Source organism: Cohnella lubricantis, from assembly GCF_014212015.1.
Lineage (GTDB): Bacteria > Bacillota > Bacilli > Paenibacillales > Paenibacillaceae > Cohnella > Cohnella lubricantis.
Genome location: NZ_JACJVN010000034.1, coordinates 23,602 through 46,153, shown reverse-complemented (window position 1 = coordinate 46,153; position 22,552 = coordinate 23,602). Strand labels below are relative to the sequence as shown.

At 58.9% G+C, this 22,552-nt stretch carries 24 protein-coding genes and 1 riboswitch; all 24 genes read right to left on the bottom strand.

Translation table 11 applies throughout. From position 1 onward, the window contains the following. Nucleotides 1–59: 59 nt before the first annotated feature. The 24 genes from ccsA to H4Q31_RS10145 all read right to left on the bottom strand — a co-directional run bounded on the left by ccsA (nt 60) and on the right by H4Q31_RS10145 (nt 22,407). Complete coding sequence (gene ccsA, locus H4Q31_RS10260) at nt 60–1,322, bottom strand: cytochrome c biogenesis protein CcsA (protein ID WP_185178983.1); 1,263 nt, start codon at nt 1,320–1,322, stop codon at nt 60–62. Continuing rightward, nucleotides 1,319–2,995, bottom strand: a complete 1,677-nt coding sequence (gene resB / locus H4Q31_RS10255; RefSeq protein WP_185178982.1) for a cytochrome c biogenesis protein ResB — start codon at nt 2,993–2,995, stop codon at nt 1,319–1,321. Before resB ends, ccsA begins: the two co-directional genes overlap by 4 nt. An 18-nt stretch (nt 2,996–3,013) precedes the next feature. After that, entirely contained in the window at nt 3,014–3,565 is a 552-nt protein-coding gene (locus H4Q31_RS10250; RefSeq protein WP_311771711.1) for a redoxin domain-containing protein, read from the bottom strand. A 164-nt stretch (nt 3,566–3,729) separates the two neighbouring features. Next, nucleotides 3,730–4,464 (bottom strand): pseudouridine synthase, encoded by a 735-nt coding sequence (locus H4Q31_RS10245; protein WP_185178981.1) that lies wholly within the window; start codon nt 4,462–4,464, stop codon nt 3,730–3,732. A 42-nt stretch (nt 4,465–4,506) separates the two neighbouring features. Continuing rightward, nucleotides 4,507–5,037: a spore maturation protein gene (locus H4Q31_RS10240; protein ID WP_185178980.1), complete on the bottom strand. Its 531-nt coding sequence runs from the start codon at nt 5,035–5,037 to the stop codon at nt 4,507–4,509. 3 nt (nt 5,038–5,040) lie between these two features. Beyond that, the gene (locus H4Q31_RS10235) at nt 5,041–5,703 is read right to left on the bottom strand and encodes a nucleoside recognition domain-containing protein (protein ID WP_185178979.1); all 663 of its coding nucleotides are present in this window, start codon (nt 5,701–5,703) and stop codon (nt 5,041–5,043) included. Between the two features lie 33 nt (nt 5,704–5,736). Beyond that, nucleotides 5,737–6,849: a D-alanyl-D-alanine carboxypeptidase family protein gene (locus H4Q31_RS10230; protein WP_185178978.1), complete on the bottom strand. Its 1,113-nt coding sequence runs from the start codon at nt 6,847–6,849 to the stop codon at nt 5,737–5,739. Between the two features lie 255 nt (nt 6,850–7,104). Beyond that, nucleotides 7,105–7,635, bottom strand: coding sequence for a spore germination protein GerW family protein (locus H4Q31_RS10225; protein WP_185178977.1), 531 nt, complete (start codon nt 7,633–7,635; stop codon nt 7,105–7,107). A gap of 80 nt (nt 7,636–7,715) precedes the next feature. Then, nucleotides 7,716–8,396 carry a DUF2953 domain-containing protein gene (locus H4Q31_RS10220; protein WP_185178976.1) on the bottom strand — a complete coding sequence of 227 codons (681 nt, stop codon included), beginning with the start codon at nt 8,394–8,396 and terminating at the stop codon, nt 7,716–7,718. 69 nt (nt 8,397–8,465) lie between these two features. Beyond that, nucleotides 8,466–9,080: an SMC-Scp complex subunit ScpB gene (gene scpB, locus H4Q31_RS10215; RefSeq protein WP_185178975.1), complete on the bottom strand. Its 615-nt coding sequence runs from the start codon at nt 9,078–9,080 to the stop codon at nt 8,466–8,468. Beyond that, on the bottom strand, nt 9,049–9,852 hold the full coding sequence (locus H4Q31_RS10210) for a segregation and condensation protein A (protein ID WP_185178974.1): 804 nt from the start codon (nt 9,850–9,852) through the stop codon (nt 9,049–9,051). Before H4Q31_RS10210 ends, scpB begins: the two co-directional genes overlap by 32 nt. Before the next feature lie 97 nt (nt 9,853–9,949). Continuing rightward, on the bottom strand, nt 9,950–10,420 hold the full coding sequence (ribH, locus tag H4Q31_RS10205) for a 6,7-dimethyl-8-ribityllumazine synthase (RefSeq protein ID WP_185178973.1): 471 nt from the start codon (nt 10,418–10,420) through the stop codon (nt 9,950–9,952). A gap of 45 nt (nt 10,421–10,465) precedes the next feature. Then, nucleotides 10,466–11,782, bottom strand: coding sequence for a bifunctional 3,4-dihydroxy-2-butanone-4-phosphate synthase/GTP cyclohydrolase II (locus tag H4Q31_RS10200; RefSeq protein WP_185178972.1), 1,317 nt, complete (start codon nt 11,780–11,782; stop codon nt 10,466–10,468). 21 nt (nt 11,783–11,803) lie between these two features. Continuing rightward, complete coding sequence (gene ribE / locus H4Q31_RS10195) at nt 11,804–12,487, bottom strand: riboflavin synthase (protein ID WP_185178971.1); 684 nt, start codon at nt 12,485–12,487, stop codon at nt 11,804–11,806. Nucleotides 12,488–12,493: 6 nt separating this feature from the next. Continuing rightward, nucleotides 12,494–13,597 (bottom strand): bifunctional diaminohydroxyphosphoribosylaminopyrimidine deaminase/5-amino-6-(5-phosphoribosylamino)uracil reductase RibD, encoded by a 1,104-nt coding sequence (gene ribD / locus H4Q31_RS10190; protein WP_185178970.1) that lies wholly within the window; start codon nt 13,595–13,597, stop codon nt 12,494–12,496. Nucleotides 13,598–13,861: 264 nt separating this feature from the next. Further along, a riboswitch (FMN riboswitch) is annotated at nt 13,862–14,055 on the bottom strand. A gap of 344 nt (nt 14,056–14,399) precedes the next feature. Beyond that, nucleotides 14,400–14,834, bottom strand: a complete 435-nt coding sequence (locus tag H4Q31_RS10185; protein ID WP_185178969.1) for a peptidylprolyl isomerase — start codon at nt 14,832–14,834, stop codon at nt 14,400–14,402. Nucleotides 14,835–14,864: 30 nt separating this feature from the next. Then, entirely contained in the window at nt 14,865–16,196 is a 1,332-nt protein-coding gene (lysA, locus tag H4Q31_RS10180; protein WP_185178968.1) for a diaminopimelate decarboxylase, read from the bottom strand. Between the two features lie 200 nt (nt 16,197–16,396). Further along, nucleotides 16,397–18,127: a spore germination protein gene (locus tag H4Q31_RS10175; protein ID WP_245347248.1), complete on the bottom strand. Its 1,731-nt coding sequence runs from the start codon at nt 18,125–18,127 to the stop codon at nt 16,397–16,399. A gap of 33 nt (nt 18,128–18,160) precedes the next feature. After that, a complete protein-coding gene (locus H4Q31_RS10170) occupies nt 18,161–18,589 on the bottom strand; it encodes a stage V sporulation protein AB (protein WP_185178967.1) in 429 nt (142 codons plus the stop codon). Next, nucleotides 18,582–19,214, bottom strand: coding sequence for a stage V sporulation protein AA (locus H4Q31_RS10165; protein WP_185178966.1), 633 nt, complete (start codon nt 19,212–19,214; stop codon nt 18,582–18,584). Before H4Q31_RS10165 ends, H4Q31_RS10170 begins: the two co-directional genes overlap by 8 nt. Before the next feature lie 168 nt (nt 19,215–19,382). Then, nucleotides 19,383–20,141 carry an RNA polymerase sporulation sigma factor SigF gene (sigF, locus tag H4Q31_RS10160; protein ID WP_185178965.1) on the bottom strand — a complete coding sequence of 253 codons (759 nt, stop codon included), beginning with the start codon at nt 20,139–20,141 and terminating at the stop codon, nt 19,383–19,385. Between the two features lie 22 nt (nt 20,142–20,163). Continuing rightward, entirely contained in the window at nt 20,164–20,610 is a 447-nt protein-coding gene (gene spoIIAB / locus H4Q31_RS10155) for an anti-sigma F factor (RefSeq protein WP_185178964.1), read from the bottom strand. After that, the gene (gene spoIIAA / locus H4Q31_RS10150; RefSeq protein WP_185178963.1) at nt 20,607–20,960 is read right to left on the bottom strand and encodes an anti-sigma F factor antagonist; all 354 of its coding nucleotides are present in this window, start codon (nt 20,958–20,960) and stop codon (nt 20,607–20,609) included. The genes spoIIAB and spoIIAA overlap by 4 nt, the downstream gene beginning before the upstream one ends. Before the next feature lie 232 nt (nt 20,961–21,192). Continuing rightward, on the bottom strand, nt 21,193–22,407 hold the full coding sequence (locus H4Q31_RS10145) for a D-alanyl-D-alanine carboxypeptidase family protein (RefSeq protein ID WP_185178962.1): 1,215 nt from the start codon (nt 22,405–22,407) through the stop codon (nt 21,193–21,195). Nucleotides 22,408–22,552 lie beyond the last annotated feature (145 nt).

The window sequence follows — 22,552 nt, the reverse complement described above, 5'->3', positions numbered from 1 at the left end:
TCAAGATTAAACTACCTTACGCGCTTCCCATACAACCCGGCAAGCCGCGAGCTTAGCGATTACACGCCGGCATACGAATGCAGGCCAGCGATGACGAGATTGACGCCAATCAGCGTGAACAAGACCACGATGAAGCCGATAACAGCCAGCCACGCGGAACGAACGCCGAGCCAGCCGCGGGACAAGCGAAGGTGCAGATACGCGCTGTAGAACAGCCAGGTGATGAGCGCCCACACTTCCTTCGGATCCCAGCCCCAGAAGCGGGACCATGCAATCTGCGCCCAGATCATCGCGAAGATGAGCGCGCCGAGCGTGAACACCGGGAACCCGATGGCGATCGCGCGGTAGCTGATCTCGTCCAGATCGTCCGGATCGATGCCGTCCAAGTACGGATGGATCGCTGCCGCGATCGGCTTGCGGATCACGAGGCGGATAAGACCGTAGATGATCAAGCCGGAGATGATGGACCAGATGACGGTGTTCAGCTTGCGGCCCGCGTTGACGCCGTTCATCCAGGACGGCGCTTCGAACAGGGGCTTATCGATGCCCAAGTACGAATCCATCGCTACCGTGTCGCTGTTGTACGGCGCCACGATCGGCGGCAATCCGTATTCCACCTTCTGCACCGTGTCGATCTCATTGCCCTGTTGGTCGATCGAGAATGTCTCTTGCGTGAATTCTGCCTGATACCCGCCCGCGCGGAAGCCGAACACCGAGATAAGGAAGCCGACGACGATCACGATGAAGAAGAGAACAAACTCCAGCCAGCGCGACGCGCGGCGGCCCGCCTTATCCTTCCGCGAAGGATCGACGACGCGCAGCAGCTGCACGAGCGCCGCAGCGAAGCCGACCGCGAAGAACGCTTCGCCTGTAGCGGCCGTCGTAACGTGCACCTTCAGCCAGATGGAGTTGAGCGCTGGAATGAGCGGCTGCACGTCCGATGGGAAGACGGAAGCATAAGCAATGATGATCACGACGAGCGGCGTCGCGAACGCGCCTACGAGCGGGTTGCGGTAGATCATATTCACGATGATAAAGGCGAACATGATCGCCATGCCGAGGAACGTCATGAATTCATACATGTTGCTCGTCGGAATATGGCCGCCGCCCTTCCAGCGCGTGAAGAAGAAGACGAGATGCGCAGCCCAGCCGAGCACGGCGAGGGTGAAGCCGATGCGGCCCCAGCGCTTCGTGTGCGCTTCCGGATCGCGGTTGCTCCACCGGCGGCCGGCTACGGCCACCGCGTAGCCTATGAATGAGAAGCAATATAGAAAGAATGCGACTATAAAAGCATTGCTGCTAGCTTGAAGCCATGAATTCAACGTGTGTTCCTCCTGTTATCGAGCGCCTTCTGATCGACGACGATCCCTGTATTTTTGAGCGCTGAAGCCACTTCGGACCGGACGCCGTACGTGTTCTTGTTCGTATGAGCGCCTAGCGTCAGCACGCCGTCGTCAATCCTTGTCCAGATCCGGCGATGCTGCCAGTAGAATCCCATGATAAGCCCGATCATCGAGATGCCTGCGCCTACCCATACGAAAGGCATCGCGCGGTCGACGCGCACGTTCAAATAAGTCGTATACTGCGAGAATTCCACGTTCTCCATCTTCCCGACCTCGAAGGAGAATCGTCCCGAGTTGTTGCCGCTCTTCTGGAAGCTGGCGTTGATCTGCTGCTCGAGAAGCTTGTCCTCTGCCGTCGGCAGCGGGAAGTAGATATAGAATTCTCCGGTCTCGGGCAATCCCGGACCCGTCACGATGAAGACGAACGCCGGATTGTTCGGGTCGCGCGACTTCGTCATCGGCCGGTTCTGCTCGTCCATGCCAAAATCCGGGAATACATCGCTTAATTTCAGCGTATAAGGGCCGACCGAATAAGTCAATGGAGGATTCGCCATCGGCAGCTCGAACGGTCCATACGACTCGCCCGTCTGCGAATCGATCAGCATCGGCTTGACCGAGATGAGATGAACCTTCGGCTCATAATTGTATTGGTATAATTTCAACCCCTGGTAAGAGAGCGGGCTGTTCACCTGAATATCGTGGCGATCCACCTCGGCCAGGACCGGATCCTTCACCGGATCGTCGCAATAGGCCGTGCAAGTGTACAGAACGGCTTTGGTCTCGAACAGCTTGGCGCGATTCGTTCCCTTCAGGCTGTCCGGCAATTCCTCATCCTTGTAGAAATCTACGGTGAACTTCTCGTTCTTAACGTAATAGTTCGTATTCGGAATTTGCTTCGTCTGGCCTTCGTCCAGCGTCACATATTGATCCATGTGCCAGGCTGGGACGCCTCTCGCCAGCACCGCCAGCAGGAAGACGATCAAGCCGATGTGGTTGATGTACGGCCCCCAGCGGCTGAACCGATTCTTCTCCGCAAGCAGCGCATCGCCGTCCCGATGAACCCGGTACCGCTTCTTCTTCAACTGCTTAGCCAACTTCTCCGTCCATTCCTCCGGGTCCAGCTCGATCGGACTGGTGTAGACGGTCTGCTGCCGCGTCAAGAAGGTGAGGTGCTTGCGGATCTGCTGCTTGGACAGCGCCTTATAGAGCGGCAGTACGCGGTCCAGACTGCAGATGACAAGCGAGGTGCCGATCATGACGAGCAGCCCGACGAACCACCAGGATTCATAGGTTCGGGAGAATCCGAGCGCTTGATAGATTAGACCCCATACGCCGTATGTATCTTTGTAGTATTGCGCGGCGTCGTCCATATTAATGAACGAGCTCTCCTGCGGATAGATCGTGCCGATCGCGGCTCCGATCAAGGTGATGACGATGAGCCAAACGGCTATTTTCACCGAAGAGAAGAAATTCCATACCCGGTCGATCAAGTCCGGGTTCGCCTTCTGGGAACGGCGGGCGACGCCGTCATATCGCATCTCAAGCGGGCTATCGAGCGGCAGATCTTCGATGAGAGGCTTGCCGCATGATTCGCACAGCACCGTTCCCGTCGGATTCTGGTGCCCGCATTCGCATTTCGTGTTCTGGAACAAACGGTAACAGCCTCCTAGTTAAGTCCTCGAAGAAGCATCGAAGAGTCTCTGGATTCGAATCTCGATATCTTCCTCGCTCATCGGACCGCCAACGACGATGTCTTGGATCTTCCCGTCGGGGGCGATGAAGTAAGTCGTCGGATATTCCTTTAACCCGTATTGCTTCTCTGTCTTCTTGTTGCGGTCGAGCAGTATTGGGAAGTTCGCCCCTACGCTGTCCGCGAACCGTTGAACGGCAAGACGGTCCTCGCTCAGATTAATGCCAATGAGTTCCAGTCCTTGATCCTTCCACTTCTCGTACTCATGCTGAAGGGCCGGCATCTCGTTGCGGCAAGGCGGGCAGAACGTCCCCCAGAAGTTAATGATGAGGGGCTTGCCCTTGTAAGATTCCAGTTCGTGAACTTCATTCTGCAAGTCCGCCAAAGCGAAGGCCGGCGGTTCGCTGCCCGGCTTGAGCACTTCCTTCGTCTCGAAGAACGACCGGCCGACCGCATAGCCGCCGATTAGTACGACGAGAGCCAGAATGATATATTGAATGGGCTTGCGGTAACGCTTCACGATTCTCACCACCGATGTCTGAATGCGCCTTCACTGCGCAAGGAATGAGCGCTGGCCGCGAAGGCAGGAGTCTTTTACCTCGATTATAACGAAAATACCGGGGTCAGGGACAACTGTCCCGACCTCCGGTTTTGAACATTGTGTGACGCGCATGCCCATTATGATTGAGATTCCGTTCACTCCGCGGGGATCGATTCGGCCGCTTCCCGCAGCTTCATGATCTCTTCCCTCGTCAGCGGCCGATATTTGCCCCGCTGCAGACGATCCAGCGTAATGCCGCCGAAGGCGATACGCTTCAGCCGAACGACGGGATGATGAATCGCTTCGAACATACGGCGTACCTGGCGGTTGCGCCCCTCGTGAATCGTGATCGAGATCGTCGCCTGCTTGTTGTCGGGGTCGGCGTCATGATACTCGACCTCGGCCGGAGCCGTCATGCCGTCCTCCAGCTTGATGCCCTTGGCCAGCTTCTCCAGCGCGTCGCCGTGCGGCACCCGCTCAACCGTCGCTAGGTACGTCTTCGGCACGTGATGCTTCGGGTGCGTCAGCTTGTGAGCCAAGTCCCCGTCATTCGTCAGCAGCAGCAAGCCCTCCGAATCGTAATCCAGCCGTCCCACCGGATAGACACGCTGCTTGACGTCCTTTAAATAATCGGCGACGACGGATCGTCCCTTCTCGTCGCTCATGCTGGTAATGACGCCCTTGGGCTTGTTGAAGAGCAAATATACTTTCGACTCGGTGCGGATCTTCTTCCCGTTCACCGCTATAACGTCGACATAAGGGTCGGCCTTCGCGCCAAGCTCCTTGACGACCTTGTCGTTGACCGTTACTTTGCCTTCCGCAATCAGCTCTTCGCACTTCCGGCGAGAAGCGACACCCGCGTTGGCCAGAATTTTTTGCAAACGTTCCACTGCGTTTTTCACCTCATCACCCATCATAACGTTTAGACGGGCTTAAAACAACAGCCAACATGCTGCCACAGCGGCAAAGAAGCCGACCGCATCCGAGAACAGCCCCACTTTAAGCGCATAGCGCGACCTGCGGATACCGACGGCGCCGAAGTAGACCGTCAGCACATATAGCGTCGTATCCGTGCTTCCCTGTATAGTGGAAGCGATCCGGGCGACCATCGAATCCGGACCATGCTCCTTGATCAGATCGGTGGCGTAGGCAAGTGATCCGGCGCCTGTAATCGGCCGCAGCAGGCCTAAGGGCAGCACATCGCCTGGAATGCCGATCCGCTCGAACAGCGGCCGTACGGTGCCGATCAGCGCGTCCATTGCGCCGGAAGCGCGGAACATGCTGATAGCCGTCAGCATGCCGACCAGATGCGGGATGATGCCGACCGCCGTCTGGAAGCCGTCCTTCGCGCCGTCGATGAACGTCTCGTACACAGGCACCTTGCGGAATGCCGCATACAGCGGGATGAGCACGATCATCATCGGCACCGCCCATGCGGATAATGCATGAAGGAAGGAGACCATTCGTCAAGCCCCCTTCGAGATCGAATTGGATGACACTTGGGGGGCTGCCGTTTGGCCTCCGCCGCCTCCTTGAATCGAGACCGGGGGCCAAGCGCTGCGGCGTCTGTACCAACGGTCGGCGATGATAGCTGCTCCCGTGGAGACGATCGTCGCGAGCAGCGTGGATGCGACGATGTCCGTCGGATGAGCGGAGCCGAAGTTCATCCGAATCGCGATCAGCGTCGTCGGCACGAGCGTAATGCTAGCCGTGTTGAGCGCGAGCAGCGTGCACATCGCCGGCGTCGCCGTGTCAGACGTCGGGTTCAGCTTCTGCAGCTCCTGCATCGCGCGTATGCCCATAGGCGTCGCCGCGTTGCCGAGACCGAGCAGGTTCGCGCTCATATTGGACAGAATGTAACCGAAGGCCGGGTGATCGCGCGGTACGTCCGGGAACAGCCAGCGAACGGCAGGAGCGACCGCCTTGGACAGCTTCTCGACGAGACCGGACACCTCCGCGATCCGCATCAAGCCAAGCCAGAACACAAGTATGCTGATTAAGCCTATGCACACGGTCACGCCGGTCTGCGCCCCGCTGAACGCTGCTTCGGTGACTTGCTGGATGTTCCCGTTCGCGGCGGCGAAGATGACGCTGAACAGAATCATCCCAAGCCAGATCCAGTTCACCATCGCTAACGCCCCTTTTTATCGTGAAAATGGAATTTAGTTGCTTCCGCCCCCAGGCAGCTCGCTCAAGCCGACCGTTCCGATCGTTCGGCCATCCATGCGGAATACGATTCTGCCGCGGTAGCCGAATCGGTAATCGATGCTCGTGGACGGCAATGGCTCGATGCGGATACGCAGCTTGTCCCGTTCGCCGGCAGCGAACGGATAGCGGAAGTCGGCGACCGGCGCTAGCGGATAACCAGCGACAGGCTCGTTCTTGCTAACGACAAGCTGCAGCGGATATTTCGCGAAGCCGAAGTCGAGCATTCGGCGATGATCGGCCCAATCGCTGCGGTCGTTCAGCGTGACCGCCGCGAGCTGTTGGCCGCCGCGTGTCGCCGAGCTGACGAGGCACCGCAGCGCTTGTCTCGTATAACCCGTCTTGACGCCGTCCGCCCCTTCGTACATGGTCAGCATTTTATTTTTGTTGACCCATTTGTAATCCCAAGCATCGTTCGGATTCGGCGCTGTCTTGACCTTCGTGCCGACGATGGTCCGGAACGTCTTGTTGCGAAGCGCATAAGCGGTCAGAACAGCCAAGTCGTTGGCGGATGAATAGTGCCCTTCCTCATCCAAGCCATGCGGGTTGGCGAAGTTCGTCTGCTTCAGGCCAAGCTCCTCCGCCTTGCGGTTCATCAGGTAGACGAAGCCTTCAATCGAACCTCCGACATGCTCGGCGATCGCGGTCGCCGCATCATTGCCGGAACGAAGCATGAGACCATAGAGCAAATCCGATAGCTTCATCTTCTCTCCTGCCTTCAAATACAGCGAGGACCCTTCCTTGCCGGCGGCGCGGCTGCTAACCGTTACCATATCGTCGAGCCGTCCATTCTCGATCGCGACGATCGCGGTCATGATCTTCGTCAGGCTGGCGATCCGCATCTGCTTGTCGCCATTGCTGCTATAGAGCAAGCGTCCGGAGGTAACATCAATTAAGGCAGCCGCTAAGGCATGCGTGCCGGGCCCGCGCTCCGCGGCCTCGGGCGGCCGCTTTGAAGCGGAGGCGAGCGCCCCGGCCGGCCAGACTAGAACAGTAACCAGAATGAACGATGCTGCAATCCTGATCAGGCGATGAGCGGCACGTTGTCGATTGCGGTAGTTGCGGTTCATCTGCGGGCTTATCCTCCTGTCGGTTCTTAGAAGCCGTCGGCGCATCGTTTCTTACTACAATTTATGTAGGCGTGTCCCAAATGATTCAATCGAATTGCATCCATCTGTACGACTCGGTCTTGGATCGTCGGAATGCCGAGCGACGCTTGCGCCCGTCTTTCTTCGGGATATAATGGCTGCTTGCTTCGCTGGGCACGCCCAAAATAAAAACCGGCCGTCTCGGCCGGTATGCGGAGGTCTTCCGCGGACTGTACTTCACATGAGCTTGTCGGAAGAAGACGGTCGGATCGCATGCGTCTGATCGCCGGTATCGGAGCGGCTGAACATCGATTGAAGCCGGTCCACCCATTGCGGCGCGGCGTCAATTAACCGCTCGAACAGATGCGTCTGATTATCCAGCGGCACGACCTTCACGCCTTGGGCTCCTACGACCAGGAATGCGATCGGGGTAATGGACACGCCGCCGCCGCTGCCGCCGCCGAACGGAAGCTGAACGGAAGCATTGTGCGCATTCTTGGAGCGGTGAGTTGAATCCGACGAGGAAGAATCGTCATGGGATCGGTCACTGGCGTATTTGTCGCCGGAGGATCGATTCCCTCCCTGCTCCTCCGTGCCCAAGAACTCGCTGCCGCCAGCCGCGAAGCCGAAGCCAACCTTGGAGATCGGCATAATGACGCTTCCGTCAGGGGTTTGAACAGGCTCGCCGACGATCGTATTGACGTCGACCATTTCCTTGATATTTTCCATTGCGGTCTGCATTAGGCCTTGAATCGGGTGTTCGGACATTGTGAAGACCTCCTTTCCCCGATAGATTGCCTTCACCGCCGCGCTTTTATGCGCTTGAAGCAAGCTGCTGCGGATGCCGATCACGCCGTCTTCGGCTTGGCCGTCAAGCTTCTAACCGCTTTGTACGCCTTAATTGGACTAACCGTTCGGGTCATCAGGCGAATGCCTGCCGATGCCAGCGTACTGAGCCGAATGCGGAAGTCCGCTTCGCAGACGACGGACAATTCCGCGTGCGCGAAGTTCGGCTTCACCTCGCCATGAGGATGCGTTCGCATCCTCATGAATCGGCTGGTCGCGGCGACCGCGCAGCCGAGCACTGTCCAGAACAATCCGGCGGCTGCGCTGGTGAGCGCCGCGTCACCGGTCCCGACGGTGATGTCCATGCGCCAGCGCGTGCACTCCACCTTCTTCATCGTCGCCAGCAGCCACAGCCGGAAGCGGCGCGTCGACAATTCCAGGCGACGAATCGCGCGCCCATACCGGCGAACGGAGCCGCGGTTCAAGCTTCGGCGATCGTCCTTCGGCTTGCCCATGCTGCTTGAATTCAGTTGGTCGTAGACGATGCCGCAGCTGCGGACGATGATGGAAGGGACTATCGCGCGGAACCGGACCAGTCCATATAGCGCCTTGACGATCACAATCAACTGGTCGAATTGACCGCTGTGCGAATATCGGACGCGTACCCGCACCGATGAGAGCAGCGCCAGGATGATCGCCGCGGCAACGGCGGCCGCAACCGCCGGCCATAACCAAAAAGCCATACGTTTCCCGCCTTTCGCTAAGGAATAGTATGGCCTTCTTCAATTCAAATTCATTCGGTTGGCATTGCTTCAATTCATATCCAAGGCGCGCAGATCGTCCAGCGACAGCTGGCGCCCTTCGATGCGCTCGAACAGCATCTTCGTCCGCTCTTCCAATTCGTCATCCGACTCGCTAACCAGAGGATCCGGCAATTGATCGATGCCGGCCAGTCCGAAATAATCCAGGAACGTCTTGGTCGTGCCGTACAGAATCGGCCGTCCGAGCGCCTCCGCCCTTCCGACCTCTTCGATCAAATCCTTGGACAGCAGCGTATGTAACGCGCGGTCCGCCTTCACGCCGCGAATCTCCTCGATCTCAATACGCGTGATCGGCTGCCGGTAGGCGACGATCGACAGCGTCTCGAGCGCCGCTTGGGACAGGGAAGAACGCGCAGGCGAATAAGCCAGCTTCTCGAAGTATGGCGCATGGTCCGGAGCTGTCGTCAGGCGGAAGCCGCCGGCGACTTCGGCGATGCGGATGCCTCGCTCGTCCCGCACGAAGTCGCTCTGCAGATCCCGCAGCACGTCGCGCACGACGTCGATGTCCATCTCCACCACGTCGGCGATCGCCTTCGCGCTCAAGCCTTCTTCGCCCGCTACGAAGAGCAGCCCTTCAAGTATCGATTTCAATCTCGAATAATCCATCCTCCGCGTCCTCCTTCCCAGTCCAAGTGAGTACAATCTCGTCGAAAAGCTGATTCTGGTAGCAGGCGATAATCCGCCGCTTCATCAGCTCCAATATCGCCAGGAAGGTAACGACGACCTCCTGACGGTCCATCTGCTCGCCGATCAGCTGGGAGAACAGCACTTGGCCTTCGCCGAACTCGGCCTTCGCCTTTAGCGCGTCTACGATCTCGCGAATGCGGTCCTTAATCGAGATCTCATCTCGCTGAATCGCGGCGATCCGGTTGCGTCCCGCGACGCGCCTCATCGCTTTGGAGAAGGCGCGAACGAGATCGTCGACATGCAGGCCCGGAGGCAGGCTGTCCTTCTTGACCTCAGGGACGAACGGCGACAAATCCGCCGGGTCTCGCGTGAAGACCAGACTGCGTTCGTACTCCTGCTCGCGAAGCTGGCTGGCGATCGCCTTGAACTTGCGGTACTCGATCAGCTTGCGAATGAGCTCTTCGCGAGGGTCTTCGCCTTCCTCTTCATCGAAGCTGACCCAAGGCTCGTCCGTGACCGGAGGCTTCGGCAGCAGCTGCCGGCTCTTCATTGACAGCAGCGTCGCCGCCATGACGAGGAATTCGCTCGTCACATCGAGCTCCAGCTGTTGCATCGCTGCCAGATATTCGATGTATTGATCGGTAATCTCGCTGATGGAGATATCCTGGATGTCGATCTCCGCTTTGTCGATCAAGTGGAGCAGCAAGTCCAGCGGTCCCTCGAACGATTCGAGCTTATATAACACCGTCACGACGGTAAGTCACCTTCCCCTGCTAAACCTGTCCGCCTATTCTATCCTCGTGAAAAAAGCAAGTTCGGACGCCGCCAAGATCCGGCGAATCCTTGCCTTAGCCCTTCAGCGCCTTCGTCAGGTTGGCCATCTCAATCGCGGTCACAGCGGCCTCCCAGCCTTTGTTGCCCGCCTTCGTGCCGGCGCGCTCAACCGCTTGCTCAATGCTGTCGGTCGTCAGCACGCCGAAGATCGTCGGCACGCCTGTCTTCAGCGAGATCGCCGATACGCCCTTCGACACTTCGCTGCAGACATAGTCGAAGTGCGGCGTGGAGCCGCGAATGACGGCGCCCAGCGTTACGACCGCGTCATACTTGCCGCTCTCCGCCATCTTCTGAGCGATTAGCGGAATCTCGAAGGCGCCCGGTACCCAAGCGACTTCGACTTCGTTCTCCTCGGCGCCGTGGCGCTTAAAGGCGTCGAGTGCGCCCGATAGCAGCCGGGAGGAGATAAATTCGTTGAACCGTCCGACGACGACGCCATATTTTAACCCTTGCGAGATGAGATTGCCTTCGTATACTACTGCCATTGTTAGTCATCCTCTCTTGGCTGTGCGCCTCAATGTTCTAAATGTTCAATGTTCGTTCTGTTCGATGTTATCTAGAGCGGCTACCGGCTCCTTGTCGTCTGCGAACGACAGCATGTGCCCGAGCTTCGCTCTCTTCGTGTGAAGGTAACGGGTGTTGTCCTCGTTCTCCGGCATCTGGATCGGAACCCGCTCGACGACGTTCAAGCCGTAGCCTTCGAGCCCTTTGATCTTGCGCGGGTTGTTCGTCATCAGCCGCATGTCCCTTACGCCAAGATCCTTCAAGATCTGCGCCCCGATGCCGTATTCGCGCAGATCGGGAGCGAATCCAAGTTTAATATTCGCGTCGACCGTGTCCAATCCCTGCTCTTGCAGCTCGTAGGCGCGCAATTTGTTGATAAGGCCGATTCCCCGCCCTTCTTGCCTCATATACAATAACACGCCGACGCCCGCTTCGTCGATCTGGCGCAGCGCCGCCGCCAGCTGGGGGCCGCAATCGCAGCGATGCGAGTGGAACACGTCGCCGGTCAGACATTCGGAATGCACGCGGACGAGCACCGGCTTCGAAGGATCGATCGTCCCTTTGACGAAGGCGACGTGCTCCTTGGAGTCGACGTCGTTCGTGTAAGCCACCGCATGGAATTCGCCGAAGTCGGTCGGCATTCGCACGTCCACCTCGCGGCGGACGAGCTTCTCCTTCGCATTGCGGTACCGAATCAGGTCGCGGATCGTAATCAGCTTCAGGCCGTGCTGCTTGGTGAAGCCTGCCAGATCGGGCAGACGGGCCATCGTGCCGTCTTCCTTAATGATCTCGCAGATAACCGCCGCAGGCGTTGCGCCGCACAAGTTCGCCAGGTCGATGGCCGCTTCGGTGTGGCCCGCGCGCCGGAGCACGCCGCCCTTCTTGGCGATCAGCGGGAAAATGTGTCCCGGGCGCCGGAAGTCGGACGGCTTGGCGCCCGGATCGATGAGGCCGCGGACGGTGCTCGCCCGCTCGAAGGCGGAGATGCCGGTCGACGTCGACACGTGGTCTACCGAGACCGTGAAGGCGGTGCCGTGATAATCCGTGTTGTGGCTGACCATCGGCGGCAGGTCGAGCTGCTCTGCGCGCTCCTGCGTGATCGGCACGCAGACGAGCCCCCGTCCTTCCGTGATCATGAAGTTGATCATCTCGGGCGTTGCCTTGTCTGCCAGCACGATCAGATCGCCTTCGTTCTCGCGGTCCTCATCGTCCACGACTACGATCGCTTTGCCCGCCTTCAAATCTTCCAGCGCCTCCTCGATGCTATGGATGCGCAGATCGTTCAAATGATCATTCGTTGGTGCGTTATCGTTCGCATTAACGTTTCCGTTCGCGTCGTTCATGTCATCAATCTCCCTTCCGGCTTAAAATCCATTCTCGCGAAGCAGCGCCTCTGTCAATCCGCCGCCGCTGCGGCCGGCTTGAGCCGCCGCATGGGGCTGTGATATGCCGCGCTGGCTGAGCAGGTGGTCGATATACTTGCCGAGGATGTCGCATTCGATATTGATCGAATCGCCAGGCCGCTTGTGCTGAAGCGCCGTCTCCTTCAGGGTGTGCGGTATGATGGACACGGTCAGCGCGCCCGCGTCCCGCTCGACCGAGACGACAGTCAGGCTGATGCCGTCCACCGTCACCGAGCCTTGTGGAACGACATGCCTGAGCAGCGCCGGGTCATCCGGCTTAATCTCGAACACAACCGCGTTAGCGTCGGCGGTGCGCCCGGCGATAGTGCCGATGCCGTCCACGTGTCCCTGCACGATATGGCCGCCGAACCGACCGCCGGCCATCATCGCCCTCTCCAGGTTCACCGGGCTGCCCGGCTTCAGCTCGCTTAAGTTCGTATGCCGGAACGTCTGCGGCATCACGTCGACGGAGAAGGAGCTGCCGTCGAAGGAGATGACGGTTAAGCATACGCCGTTGACGGAGATACTGTCGCCGAGCTTCACGTCGTCCAATATTTTCGAAGCGGAGAGCGTTAATACCATCGCTTCTCCACGGCGCTGCACCTTGCGAAGCACGCCTACTTCTTCGATAAGTCCTGTGAACATATCGTTCTATCCCTCCCTGCCTGCCGCCGGATATCCAGTTACGCACCAATCGCCGCCGTAACGCTCGATCGTTACGTTCTCAAGCTGAAGCGCACCCGACATCGCCTCGGGACCGTCAAACTCGAACCCTGACGGAGCGGCGCCTCCGACCAGCTTCGGCGCGTAGAACAGCATGAGCTTGTCGACTAGTCCGGCCTTAAGCAGCGAACCGTTCAGCACGCCGCCGCCTTCTACGAGCACCGAACCGATCTCCCGCTTGCCCAGTTCTTCCAACGCCGCTCTCAGATCGACGCGCGGCCCGTCGCCGCAGACGATCACTTCCGCGCCTGCTGCTTGAACCGCTTCGATTCGCGCAGCCTGCGCTTGTGCCGTCGTCAGCACGATCGTTCGCGCTTCGCCGTTCAGCACTCGGGCGTGATCGGGAATGCGAAGCATCGAATCGACAACGACGCGAACCGGGTGAAGTCCCGGTACGGACAAGCGGGTCGTCAGTTCCGGATCGTCTGCCAGCACCGTCCCGACGCCGACCATAATAGCGTTGTGACGGTGGCGCAGCGTATGCACTGCCTCCCGGGCGGCTGGTCCGGTAATCCACTTGCTGCTGCCAGTCTTGGTCGCAATGCGGCCGTCCAGCGTAAGCGCCGTCTTAATCGTCACGAACGGAATCCCCGTCACGATATATTTGTTGAACGCTTCGTTCAGCTTGCGCGATTGCTCGCCCAGCAGCCCGACCTCAACGTCGATACCCGCCGCGCGAAGCTTCTCTAAGCCTCTGCCCGCCACGGCCGGATTGGGGTCCATCGCCGCCACGACGACGCGCTTCACGCCTTCGCGAATCAGCCGGTCGCTGCAAGGCGGCGTGCGTCCGTGATGGCTGCAAGGCTCCAGCGTCACATATGCGGCAGCGCCTCTCGCGTTGTCGCCTGCCATGTTCAGCGCATGCACCTCAGCGTGCCCTTCGCCGCGCTTAAGATGGGCCCCGATGCCGACGATGCGGCCATCGTTCACGACGACGCAGCCCACCATCGGGTTAATGCCCGTCTGTCCTGCCGCTCCAGCCGCCGCATTCAACGCAAGGCGCATGTAGAATTCGTCGTTCAGCAGTTCCATTCGCCATCCACTCCCATTACTTGCAGCAAGAAAACCCCCGAGGCTCATCCCCGGGGGTGTGTTGGTCACACAGCGTTAAATAGACCCTGTCTTCCGCATCGATCGAACCTGCCAATCGACATGCGACTGCAGTTGCGGCTGAACAGACACCAAGAACCGCAATCGCAGGTTGTGAAAAATGGAACATACTGTCCCGATCACACATGCGATTCGGCTTGGACGCCGTCAGACGGCTTATCCGATTGACGCGGCATGGCCGCGCTGCGCTTCCTTCTCCCATCCAGACTGTTACTGTCGGTCCCGGAGTTGCACCAGGTCCACCGCATCGCATTCGCCGGTAACCGGCGAATGCGATGACGGGTCACGGACTGACGGCGGCGCCTGCCTCGCTTATTCGCGATTACTGCTGACCGCCGATCACCGCCGGTGAGGAATTGCACCTCGCCCCGAAGGTAAGTCGCTTATTCATGTCATGATAAATCCCGTTATCAACGAGCCTAGCGCTCGCAATCTAACGTTGATTGGAATTGTACCTCTCCGCCATCAAATTTGCAAGGATATTCATGGCATTAATCAGCTCGGCCGAGATGACAGCGTTATCGGGTTTATCGGGGCATCTCGCCTCCGCAGTCCCCTCGTTAGCGTCGGCTTGTCCGGTCCAACAACTAATCGATCACAACGCGTTGTCCAGTTTTCTCGAGCCCCAATCGTCCGCTCACGGCGCCTGCAAGAACGAAAAAAAGCGCGACCGCCCCGCCTGGGGACGATCGCGCCAATCCAGATTAGCTGCTTCGCTGACGCATTAGCCTGCTTCGCTGACGCGAACGGTCTCCATGCGGTCGCGGCCTTGGAACTCGTCTACGTGCTCCATGCCGGAGATGACTTTGCCGAATACGGTGTGCAGACCGTCCAGATGCGGCTGCGGCGCATACGTAATGTAGAACTGGCTTCCGCCCGTGTTCGGACCGCGGTGAGCCATTGCCAAGGCGCCGCGCTCGTGCTTGTTCGGGTTGATCTCGCAAGGAATCTCATAGCCCGGTCCGCCGGTGCCGTTGCCGTTCGGGCAGCCGCCTTGCGCGACGAAGCCCGGAATAACGCGGTGGAACGTAAGTCCGTCGTAGAAGCCGGAGTTCGCCAGCTTCTCAAAGTTCGCCACCGTGCCCGGTGCGTCCTTCTCGAACAGCTCGATCTTCACTTCGTTGCCGTCCGCCATCTTGATTACTGCTTGCTTGCTCATCTAACCTTCATCCTCTCTGATTTCGCGGCTTTATTGCGCCACTGCCTGCTTGCGAAGGCGCTGCGGAATAATGTCGTTGCCGACGATATTGTCGTACGACTCGCGCGCTACGACCAGATCGGCCTGTCCATCCCGCACGAACACAACGGCTGGACGGCGGATCCGATTGTAATTGCTCGCCATGGCATAATTGTACGCGCCCGTGCAGAAGACCGCAAGCAGATCGCCGGTCTGCGATGCCGGCAGCTTCAAATCCCAGATCAGCATGTCGCCGCTCTCGCAGCATTTGCCCGCGATGGAGACGAGCTCCGTCGCTTCTTCGTTCGCGCGGTTCGCCAGCACGGCTTCATACTTGGACTCGTACAGCGCAGGCCGAGGATTGTCCGTCATGCCGCCGTCGACAGCCACATACTTGCGAACGCCCGGAATGTCTTTGCTTGTCCCGATCGTATACAGCGTCGTGCCGGCGTCGCCGACGATGCTGCGGCCCGGCTCGACCCAGATCTCCGGCAGCGGATATTCGGCCGCCGTGAACTCGGAGATGATGGCATCGGTGATTGCCTTCACATAGGTGCCAACCGGCAGCGGTGTGTCGCCTTCGACATAACGGATGCCGAAGCCGCCGCCAAGGTTAATGACAGAGAACGTCACCTCCAGTTTGGAACGGACTTCGATGGCGAACGCGGCAACCTTCTCGACTGCCATGCGGAAGCCTTCGACTTCAAAGATCTGCGAGCCGATATGCGAATGGACGCCCAGCAGCTTCAACTGCGGCTGCGCAGCAGCCGCTTCGACGGCCTTAAACGCCGTACCGTTGCCGATATCGAAGCCGAACTTCGAATCCTGCTGGCCCGTCGAGATATAATCGTGCGTATGCGCTTCGACACCCGGCGTTACCCGCAGAAGCACATTAACAGTCTTGCCTTGCTCCGCAGCGAGAGCGTTCAGCATGTGCAGCTCGACGAAGTTGTCAACGACGAAGCAGCCGATGTTCGCCTTCAGCGCCATCTCGATCTCCTGCGGCGTCTTGTTGTTGCCGTGGAAGTGAATCCGCTCCGGCGGGAAGCCCGCCTGAAGCGCGGTGTACAGCTCGCCGTCGGAGACGACGTCAAGGCTCATGCCCTCTTCTTCGGCGACGCGGCACATCGCCATGACGCAGAACGCTTTGGATGCGTACGCGACTTGGAAGCGAAGACCCGTCTGGCGGAACGCTTCGACATATTCGCGGGCGCGCTGGCGAACGAGCTCCTCGTCCACGATATAGAGCGGCGTGCCGAATTCTTGAGCCAAATCCGTTACGTCGCAGCCTCCGATCTCAAGATGGCCTTTATCATTGATGCGGCTAGTTCCATGCAGATACATTCGCTATTTCCCCTTTGGCAATGAATTCGGATTCGGGTCGCGCGCAGCCGCGTGACATCCGCTTTGTTTGCACTATTACCCTGAGTATATCCGAATGGACCCTCGCGGGAAATGGAGAATTTGCCGGAACATTTGCATTAATATTCGATGGCAGACTCGGCACCGCTGACCGCACCCGCACGGAAGAACTCTCTGCCGCTTCAGCCGACCGGCTGCTTCCGCATCTTTTTGGACCGGTTGATCGATGGCCTCGACACCGCTCTTGGCTGCGGCATGCGCAGGAGGATCGACATGAGCGCCTTGGCATTAAACGGAATGAACGGCCACATGTAGGGGGCGTTGAACGAGCGCACCAGCGTCAACCCGATGAAGATGGCCGTCGCGCAGATAACGAATCCAGGCACCTGATACAGGAATACGGCTACCAGCAGCGCCAACCGGACGATCCGGTTCGCCAGACTGAGCTCGTAGCTTGGCGTCGCGAACATGCCGATGGCCGACACCGCCATATAGAGTATGACCTCGTTGATGAAAAGGCCGGTCTTCACCGCGATGTCCCCGACAAGTATCGCGGATACGAGCGACATAGCCGTCACGAGAGGCGTCGGCGTATGGACGGCCGCGAGCCGCATGAGGTCGATGCCGACTTCCACGAGCAGGAATTGCAGGATCAGCGGCAGCTCGCCTGTCTTCTCCGCTCCGAGGAACGCCAGCCAATCCGGCCGAAGCCAAGGGTTCTGGGCGAACAAATACCAGATCGGGAGCAGGAACACCGAAGAGAGAATGCCGAAGAACCGAACCCAGCGCAAATACGTGCCGATGAAGGGGCTTTGGCGATTCTCTTCCGCATGCTGGACTAGATCGAAATACGTCGTCGGCAGCAGCATGACGCTTGGCGATGTATCGACGATGACCACGATGCTGCCATTCAGCAGATGCTCCGCCACGACATCCGGCCGCTCCGAATATCGGACAAGCGGATAAGGATTCCAGCCCGACTTGACCGTCATCTCCTCCAACTGCTTGTCGCCAAGCGGAATGCCGTCGATATTGACCGCTTGAATCTTGTCCCTTAGCGATTCAAGCAGCTCGGGATTCGCGATGTCTTCGATATAGCCAATGGCGACATCCGTCTGGGTCCTTGTCCCGACCTTGGCCATCTCGAAGCGCAGCCGCGGATCCCGAATGCGCCGTCTCACTAGCGCCACGTTCATCAGCAGCGTCTCGGTGAAGCCGTCTTTGCTGCCCCTCACCACCTTCTCGAGCACCGGCTCATCCGGCGTCCGGCTTGGGAATTGCTTCGCATCGATCAGCAGAACTTCCCGTTCGCCTTCCACATACAAGACCGTATTGCCGATCAGCATATCCTCGACCATCTTAGTAAAGGAACGCGTTCGCTGAACTTGGTTCGCCGGCAAGTAAAATTTGAAAATCGCTTCGAGCGCATCCTGATCCATCACGGAGCTGGGATCGACGTAAGTCAGCCGTTTGATAATCTCGGTTACAGCCGTATCCTTCGTGAATGTGCTCAGGAAGAGCAGGCCGACGCGCTTGTCCGCGAACGTCATCTGCCGCACTTGAACGTCGAAGCTGTCTTGATAACCCGCACGCTTGTGGAGCTGCTCCAGCCAGTCCTCCATCCGAACGGCGATCCGATCTTCCGGATCCGGCTCTGGCACATCCGAACCTCCGCCTCCAGCCTTGCGCGAGCCTTCGCCGCGGCGGCTGTCCCGGCCCTCGGATGGCCGGTCGCTTCGATGCCCGACGATCGTCCCCCGAGCCGATTCGGAACGAACGTAACGCCCTATCGGCTTCGGCAGAATCATGCGGGCGCTTCCCTCAACTTCCCGATCGCCCGGGTCTTCGCGACGCATGCCGGCTGGCGGACGCTCATGTGTCAGATCCATGCTTCCGTGTTCGTTCTGTTCCATCCGAATCATCTCCTGTTCCGATTATGCGGTCGATTATTGCGGTTGCAGCAAGAGCCAATCGACGAGGGACCCGGCCACTTTGCCGAGCACCATCGCGAGCAGCAGCGCGAATAAGTAAGGCTGCAGCTTCAGCCGCTTCGTCAAGATTGGAATGACGTTCAACACTTCCGTCAATGCCGCCGCCATCATGCCGACGAACACCCCCTGGAACACGGCGGGCACGAGCAGTATAGGAAGCGGAAGCGGAAGCACCCAATGGAAGAAGTCTGCGCAGCACCAATACAAAGCGCCGAGCAGCAGTGCGGATTCGAAGATGCTGGAGCGGCGATGGGCGCGGGTCAGCTGTACAAGCCTCGGTATCAGGTCGAGCACGATGAGAAGCGCGATGAAGGCGCTGCCGACGGCGAACCCCGCTGCAAGCCCTACTGCGATAACAAACAAACCGTGCAGCGCTTCAATCATTCGGATTCTCCCTGTCCTGCTCATGCTTCTTGCGGTAATCGTCCGTAATGACGTAGTGGTTGACGTTCTCTTGGTACATGAACATCTCCACCTCTAGCGGATTCGGTTCGTCCGCCGATCGGCGGCGGAACAGCCGATTGAAGAACAGCAGCATGCCGAGGCCGACGCCGAGCGAATACGGAATTTGGAACAGCCAAGGATGCCAATCCGGGTCCCCAGTCAGCAGCCGGGTCACTCTGCGCTGCACGGCCGGCATATTGACGTCCGCATGGAAGTTGATCAGCGCCATGCCCGAGCCGAAGAACAGCAGCAGCCAGGCGAGCGCGAGCACGATCGGCCTTGGCTTAACGACGCCGCCGCTGGAGACTTCGACGAGGACGTGGGGCTCGCCGAATGTCTCGATGACGATGCCGGGTACCGCCTGGCTGATCATGCGGACGATGTGCAGCATGTCGATGACGAGCAGACTGCCATCCTCCGGACGTATCCGCTGCAGCTCCAGATTCAGCAGCGAACGCTCCACTTCAGGTTCCGCGACGATGCGGGCTACGTCCCTCAACCGGATCTGCGACGCAGGCGGCACAACGATTCGGCGGCGAAGCCGCACATAGACGGTCGTCTCCATGCGTTCCCCTCCTCGCGTTCGTTCGGCGAAGACAGGCTAGAGACGCCGGATTCGCCCAACGTTTCCTTTAGTATGAAACAAACGGGCGGGCTGTACTCAACTGCCATGGCAAATAAAAAAAGAGCCGCCGGAGATGAAGGCGAACGCGGCCCTCATGTCCTGCGGCTGTTACTGCGCAATCTGATCCTTGATATTCTGCAAAATTTTCTTCTCCAGCCGGCTGACCTGCACCTGGGAGATCCCGAGACGGCTCGCCACCTCGGACTGCGTCTGGTCGCGGAAATATCGCAAGTACACGATCAATCGCTCCCGATCGCTTAAGCCCTGAATCGCTTGCGTCAGCGCGAGCTTGTCGAACCACTTCTCCTGCGAATCGTCTGCGATCTGGTCCATCAACGTTATCGGATCGCCGTCGTTCTCGAACACCGTCTCGTGTATCGAAGTCGGCGGCTTGTTCGCTTCCTGCGCGAATACGATCTCTTCCGGCGTCACGCCGAGCTCGTCGGCCACCTCGGTAATCGTCGGCTGCCGGCCGAACCGCTTGGACAGCTCGTCCTTCGTCTTGCGCACGCGGCCCGCCATCTCCTTCAGCGAACGGCTCACCTTCAGCGTCCCATCGTCCCGCAGGAACCGCTGGATCTCGCCAATGATCATTGGAACCGCATAGGTCGAAAATTTAACGTCGTAGCTCAGATCGAACTTGTCGACCGATTTGAGCAGCCCAATGCAGCCGATCTGGAACAGATCCTCCGAATCGTAACCCCGGCCCGCGAACCTCTGAACGACGGACCATACCAGCCGAATATTGTTCGATACCAGCGTCTCGCGCGCCGTATTGTCCCCGGATTGGCTGAGCGCAATCAAGCGCTTCACTTCCGCGTCATCCAGATACCCGGCCGGCGATGAACGCTTCCATTCGTTATCCATGCCTCCAACCCCTGCCGCGCGGTTAATTGAACAGCGCCTTCTTGGATTCAATCCGCTTCTTCATGCGCAGACGCGTTCCTCTCTCCGGCTCGCTCGTCACTTCCAGCTCGTCCATGAAGTTCTCGATGATCGTGAAGCCCATCCCGGACCTCTCCAGCTCCGGCCGAGACGTGAAGAGCGGCTGCCGCGCCAGATCGACGTCCTCGATGCCGCGGCCTTCGTCGCTCACCATGATCGACACCGTATCTCCTTCGATCACAGCTTCCAGGTGAACGACGCCATCCGGCGAATTCTCGTAGCCGTGAATGATCGCATTGGTAACCGCTTCGGAGACAACCGTCTTAATGTCATTGATCTGCTCCAGCGTCGGATCGAGCTGCGAGACGAACGCGGCGACGGTGACGCGGGCGAACGATTCATTCTCGGAACGGCTGGCGAACGACAGCTTCATGAAATTAGACGCGCTCATGATACGACCTCCAGACTGGCAAGCGCCGAGCGCTCCGATTCGTAACAAGACAGAATCTTGAACATGCCGGATAGCTCAAACAATCGCTTCACGCTCGCGTGAATGTCGCAGACGACCATCTTGCCGCCGCGGCTCTTGATGAGCTTATAGCGTCCGAGAATAACGCCGAGTCCCGAGCTGTCCATGAACTGCAATTCTTTTAAGCTGAGCACGACGTGCTCGCATCTCCCTCGCAGGATCGCGTCTTCCATCTTGAACCGGACGACTTCCGCGGTATGGTGATCCAATTCCCCTCTCAAGCGGACGATCAGCACATTGCGATGCTGTTCGAGCTCCACCTGCAAACTCATGCCGTTTCCCCTCCCCATCAGGCGCGCGAGCCGGCCAAGCCGACTCTATCAGAACACATTCTACGAGCCTTGAAGCCTTTCCTGCCCCCCGACAAAACTAGAACCTACCCTCGTATTCGCGACAAAATGCAGCAAAGAGGCGATTGGCGAATGTCGCCATGCCTCAAGGAATGCCGCCTTCACCGCGGAGGATGAAGGCGGACTTCGGACGTCGGCTGCCGCGGCAGCGCAGTCAGCCGTTCATAAACAATTTACCTGCGGAGCGCTTGAACAGCGTCCACCAGCCAGCGCGTTCGACAGATGCCGGCGCCTCGATCGGGAACTCCGTCAGCACGTCGTTGCCCCGGTAGACGATCAGCTTGCCGACTTGCTGCCCTGCTTTGACCGGTGCGGTCACTTTGCTGTCCAGCACCAGGTCGTGGCGGATTTGATTCTTGGCGTCGCCTTTGCGAACGAGCACGCTGTACGAATGCTTCGCCACGATCGGCAGCTTGGCGACGGCGCCCTTCTCGACCTTCAGCGTTCCGATCGGGTCTCCAGTGCGATAGATCGGCACGTTCGTGAACTGCGCGAAGGCGTAGTCGAACAGCTTGGACACTTCAGCGTTGCGCGTCTTCGTATTCGGCTCGCCCATGACGACTGCGATGAGGCGCAGATTGTCGCGCTTCGCCGTTGCGGACAAGCAGAACTTCGCTTCGCCGGTGAATCCCGTCTTAAGGCCGTCGGCGCCGTGATAGAACCGAACGAGCTTGTTCGTGTTAACGAGCCAGAACGGCTTCGGCTGATCCTTGCGCAGGTAATCCTGATACAGCCCCGTATACTTCGTAATCTCTTCATGCTTCAGCAGCTCGCGCGACATCATCGCGATATCATAGGCGGAAGAGAGATGGGACGGCGCCGGCAACCCATTGCAATTGACGAAGCGCGTATTCTTCATACCGAGCTGCTCCGCTCTCTCGTTCATAAGCTTCACGAATTCTTCCTCGCTGCCGGCCAGCTTCTCGGCGAGCGCGACCGAGGCGTCGTTGCCCGAGGCGAGCGCGACGCCTTTGAGCATGTCGTCGACCGTCATCTCCTCGCCCGGCTCCAGGAAGATCTGCGAGCCGCCCATCGATGCCGCGTATTCGCTCGTCTGCACTTTGTCCGTCAGCTTCAGCTTCCCTTCGTCAAGCGCCTCCATGACGAGCAGCATCGTCATGATCTTCGTAATGCTCGCTGGCGGGAGCTGAACGTGGCTGTTCTTCTCATAGATGATCGTGCCGCTGTCCGCATCCATCAGGATGGCTGATTTGGCGTTGGAAGCGAGGTCCGTGGCCGGACCCTGCTGCTTCGCGCCGCCCTTCTCCTCGGCCATAGCCGAGGCCGGCACGGAAGCCGCAGCCAACAGAGTCGTTAAAGCTAGAATCGCGAATACACGTGTCTTGGTCCGAATGCGATAGAAGCGCATGATTGGTCGGTGTCCCCTCCAGTTGCCCGTAATGCAAGCGATGTTTGTTCTTCCATCCAGTGTGCCCTTGGAGGGGACAAAATATTCCAGCCGGAAGAAGGCGACAGGCAGCCGCGATCTTGGTTCCGCTCATGTAGTCGATCTG

Excerpts from the sequence above, each read along its gene's own strand:
- ribH (WP_185178973.1), bottom strand. The coding sequence starts at position 10,420 with ATGGCAGTAGTATACGAAGGCAATCTCATCTCGCAAGGGTTAAAATAT.
- sigF (WP_185178965.1), bottom strand. The coding sequence starts at position 20,141 with ATGGATAACGAATGGAAGCGTTCATCGCCGGCCGGGTATCTGGATGAC.
- H4Q31_RS10200 (WP_185178972.1), bottom strand. The coding sequence starts at position 11,782 with ATGAACGACGCGAACGGAAACGTTAATGCGAACGATAACGCACCAACG.
- H4Q31_RS10170 (WP_185178967.1), bottom strand. The coding sequence starts at position 18,589 with ATGATTGAAGCGCTGCACGGTTTGTTTGTTATCGCAGTAGGGCTTGCA.
- H4Q31_RS10230 (WP_185178978.1), bottom strand. The coding sequence starts at position 6,849 with ATGAACCGCAACTACCGCAATCGACAACGTGCCGCTCATCGCCTGATC.
- H4Q31_RS10240 (WP_185178980.1), bottom strand. The coding sequence starts at position 5,037 with ATGGTCTCCTTCCTTCATGCATTATCCGCATGGGCGGTGCCGATGATG.
- H4Q31_RS10185 (WP_185178969.1), bottom strand. The coding sequence starts at position 14,834 with ATGAGCAAGCAAGCAGTAATCAAGATGGCGGACGGCAACGAAGTGAAG.
- H4Q31_RS10235 (WP_185178979.1), bottom strand. The coding sequence starts at position 5,703 with ATGGTGAACTGGATCTGGCTTGGGATGATTCTGTTCAGCGTCATCTTC.
- ribD (WP_185178970.1), bottom strand. The coding sequence starts at position 13,597 with ATGGAACTGCTGAACGACGAATTCTACATGCGCCTTGCGTTGAATGCG.
- scpB (WP_185178975.1), bottom strand. The coding sequence starts at position 9,080 with ATGGATTATTCGAGATTGAAATCGATACTTGAAGGGCTGCTCTTCGTA.
- H4Q31_RS10225 (WP_185178977.1), bottom strand. The coding sequence starts at position 7,635 with ATGTCCGAACACCCGATTCAAGGCCTAATGCAGACCGCAATGGAAAAT.
- lysA (WP_185178968.1), bottom strand. The coding sequence starts at position 16,196 with ATGTATCTGCATGGAACTAGCCGCATCAATGATAAAGGCCATCTTGAG.
- H4Q31_RS10165 (WP_185178966.1), bottom strand. The coding sequence starts at position 19,214 with ATGGAGACGACCGTCTATGTGCGGCTTCGCCGCCGAATCGTTGTGCCG.
- H4Q31_RS10175 (WP_245347248.1), bottom strand. The coding sequence starts at position 18,127 with ATGGAACAGAACGAACACGGAAGCATGGATCTGACACATGAGCGTCCG.
- spoIIAB (WP_185178964.1), bottom strand. The coding sequence starts at position 20,610 with ATGAGCGCGTCTAATTTCATGAAGCTGTCGTTCGCCAGCCGTTCCGAG.
- H4Q31_RS10220 (WP_185178976.1), bottom strand. The coding sequence starts at position 8,396 with ATGGCTTTTTGGTTATGGCCGGCGGTTGCGGCCGCCGTTGCCGCGGCG.
- spoIIAA (WP_185178963.1), bottom strand. The coding sequence starts at position 20,960 with ATGAGTTTGCAGGTGGAGCTCGAACAGCATCGCAATGTGCTGATCGTC.
- H4Q31_RS10145 (WP_185178962.1), bottom strand. The coding sequence starts at position 22,407 with ATGCGCTTCTATCGCATTCGGACCAAGACACGTGTATTCGCGATTCTA.
- ribE (WP_185178971.1), bottom strand. The coding sequence starts at position 12,487 with ATGTTCACAGGACTTATCGAAGAAGTAGGCGTGCTTCGCAAGGTGCAG.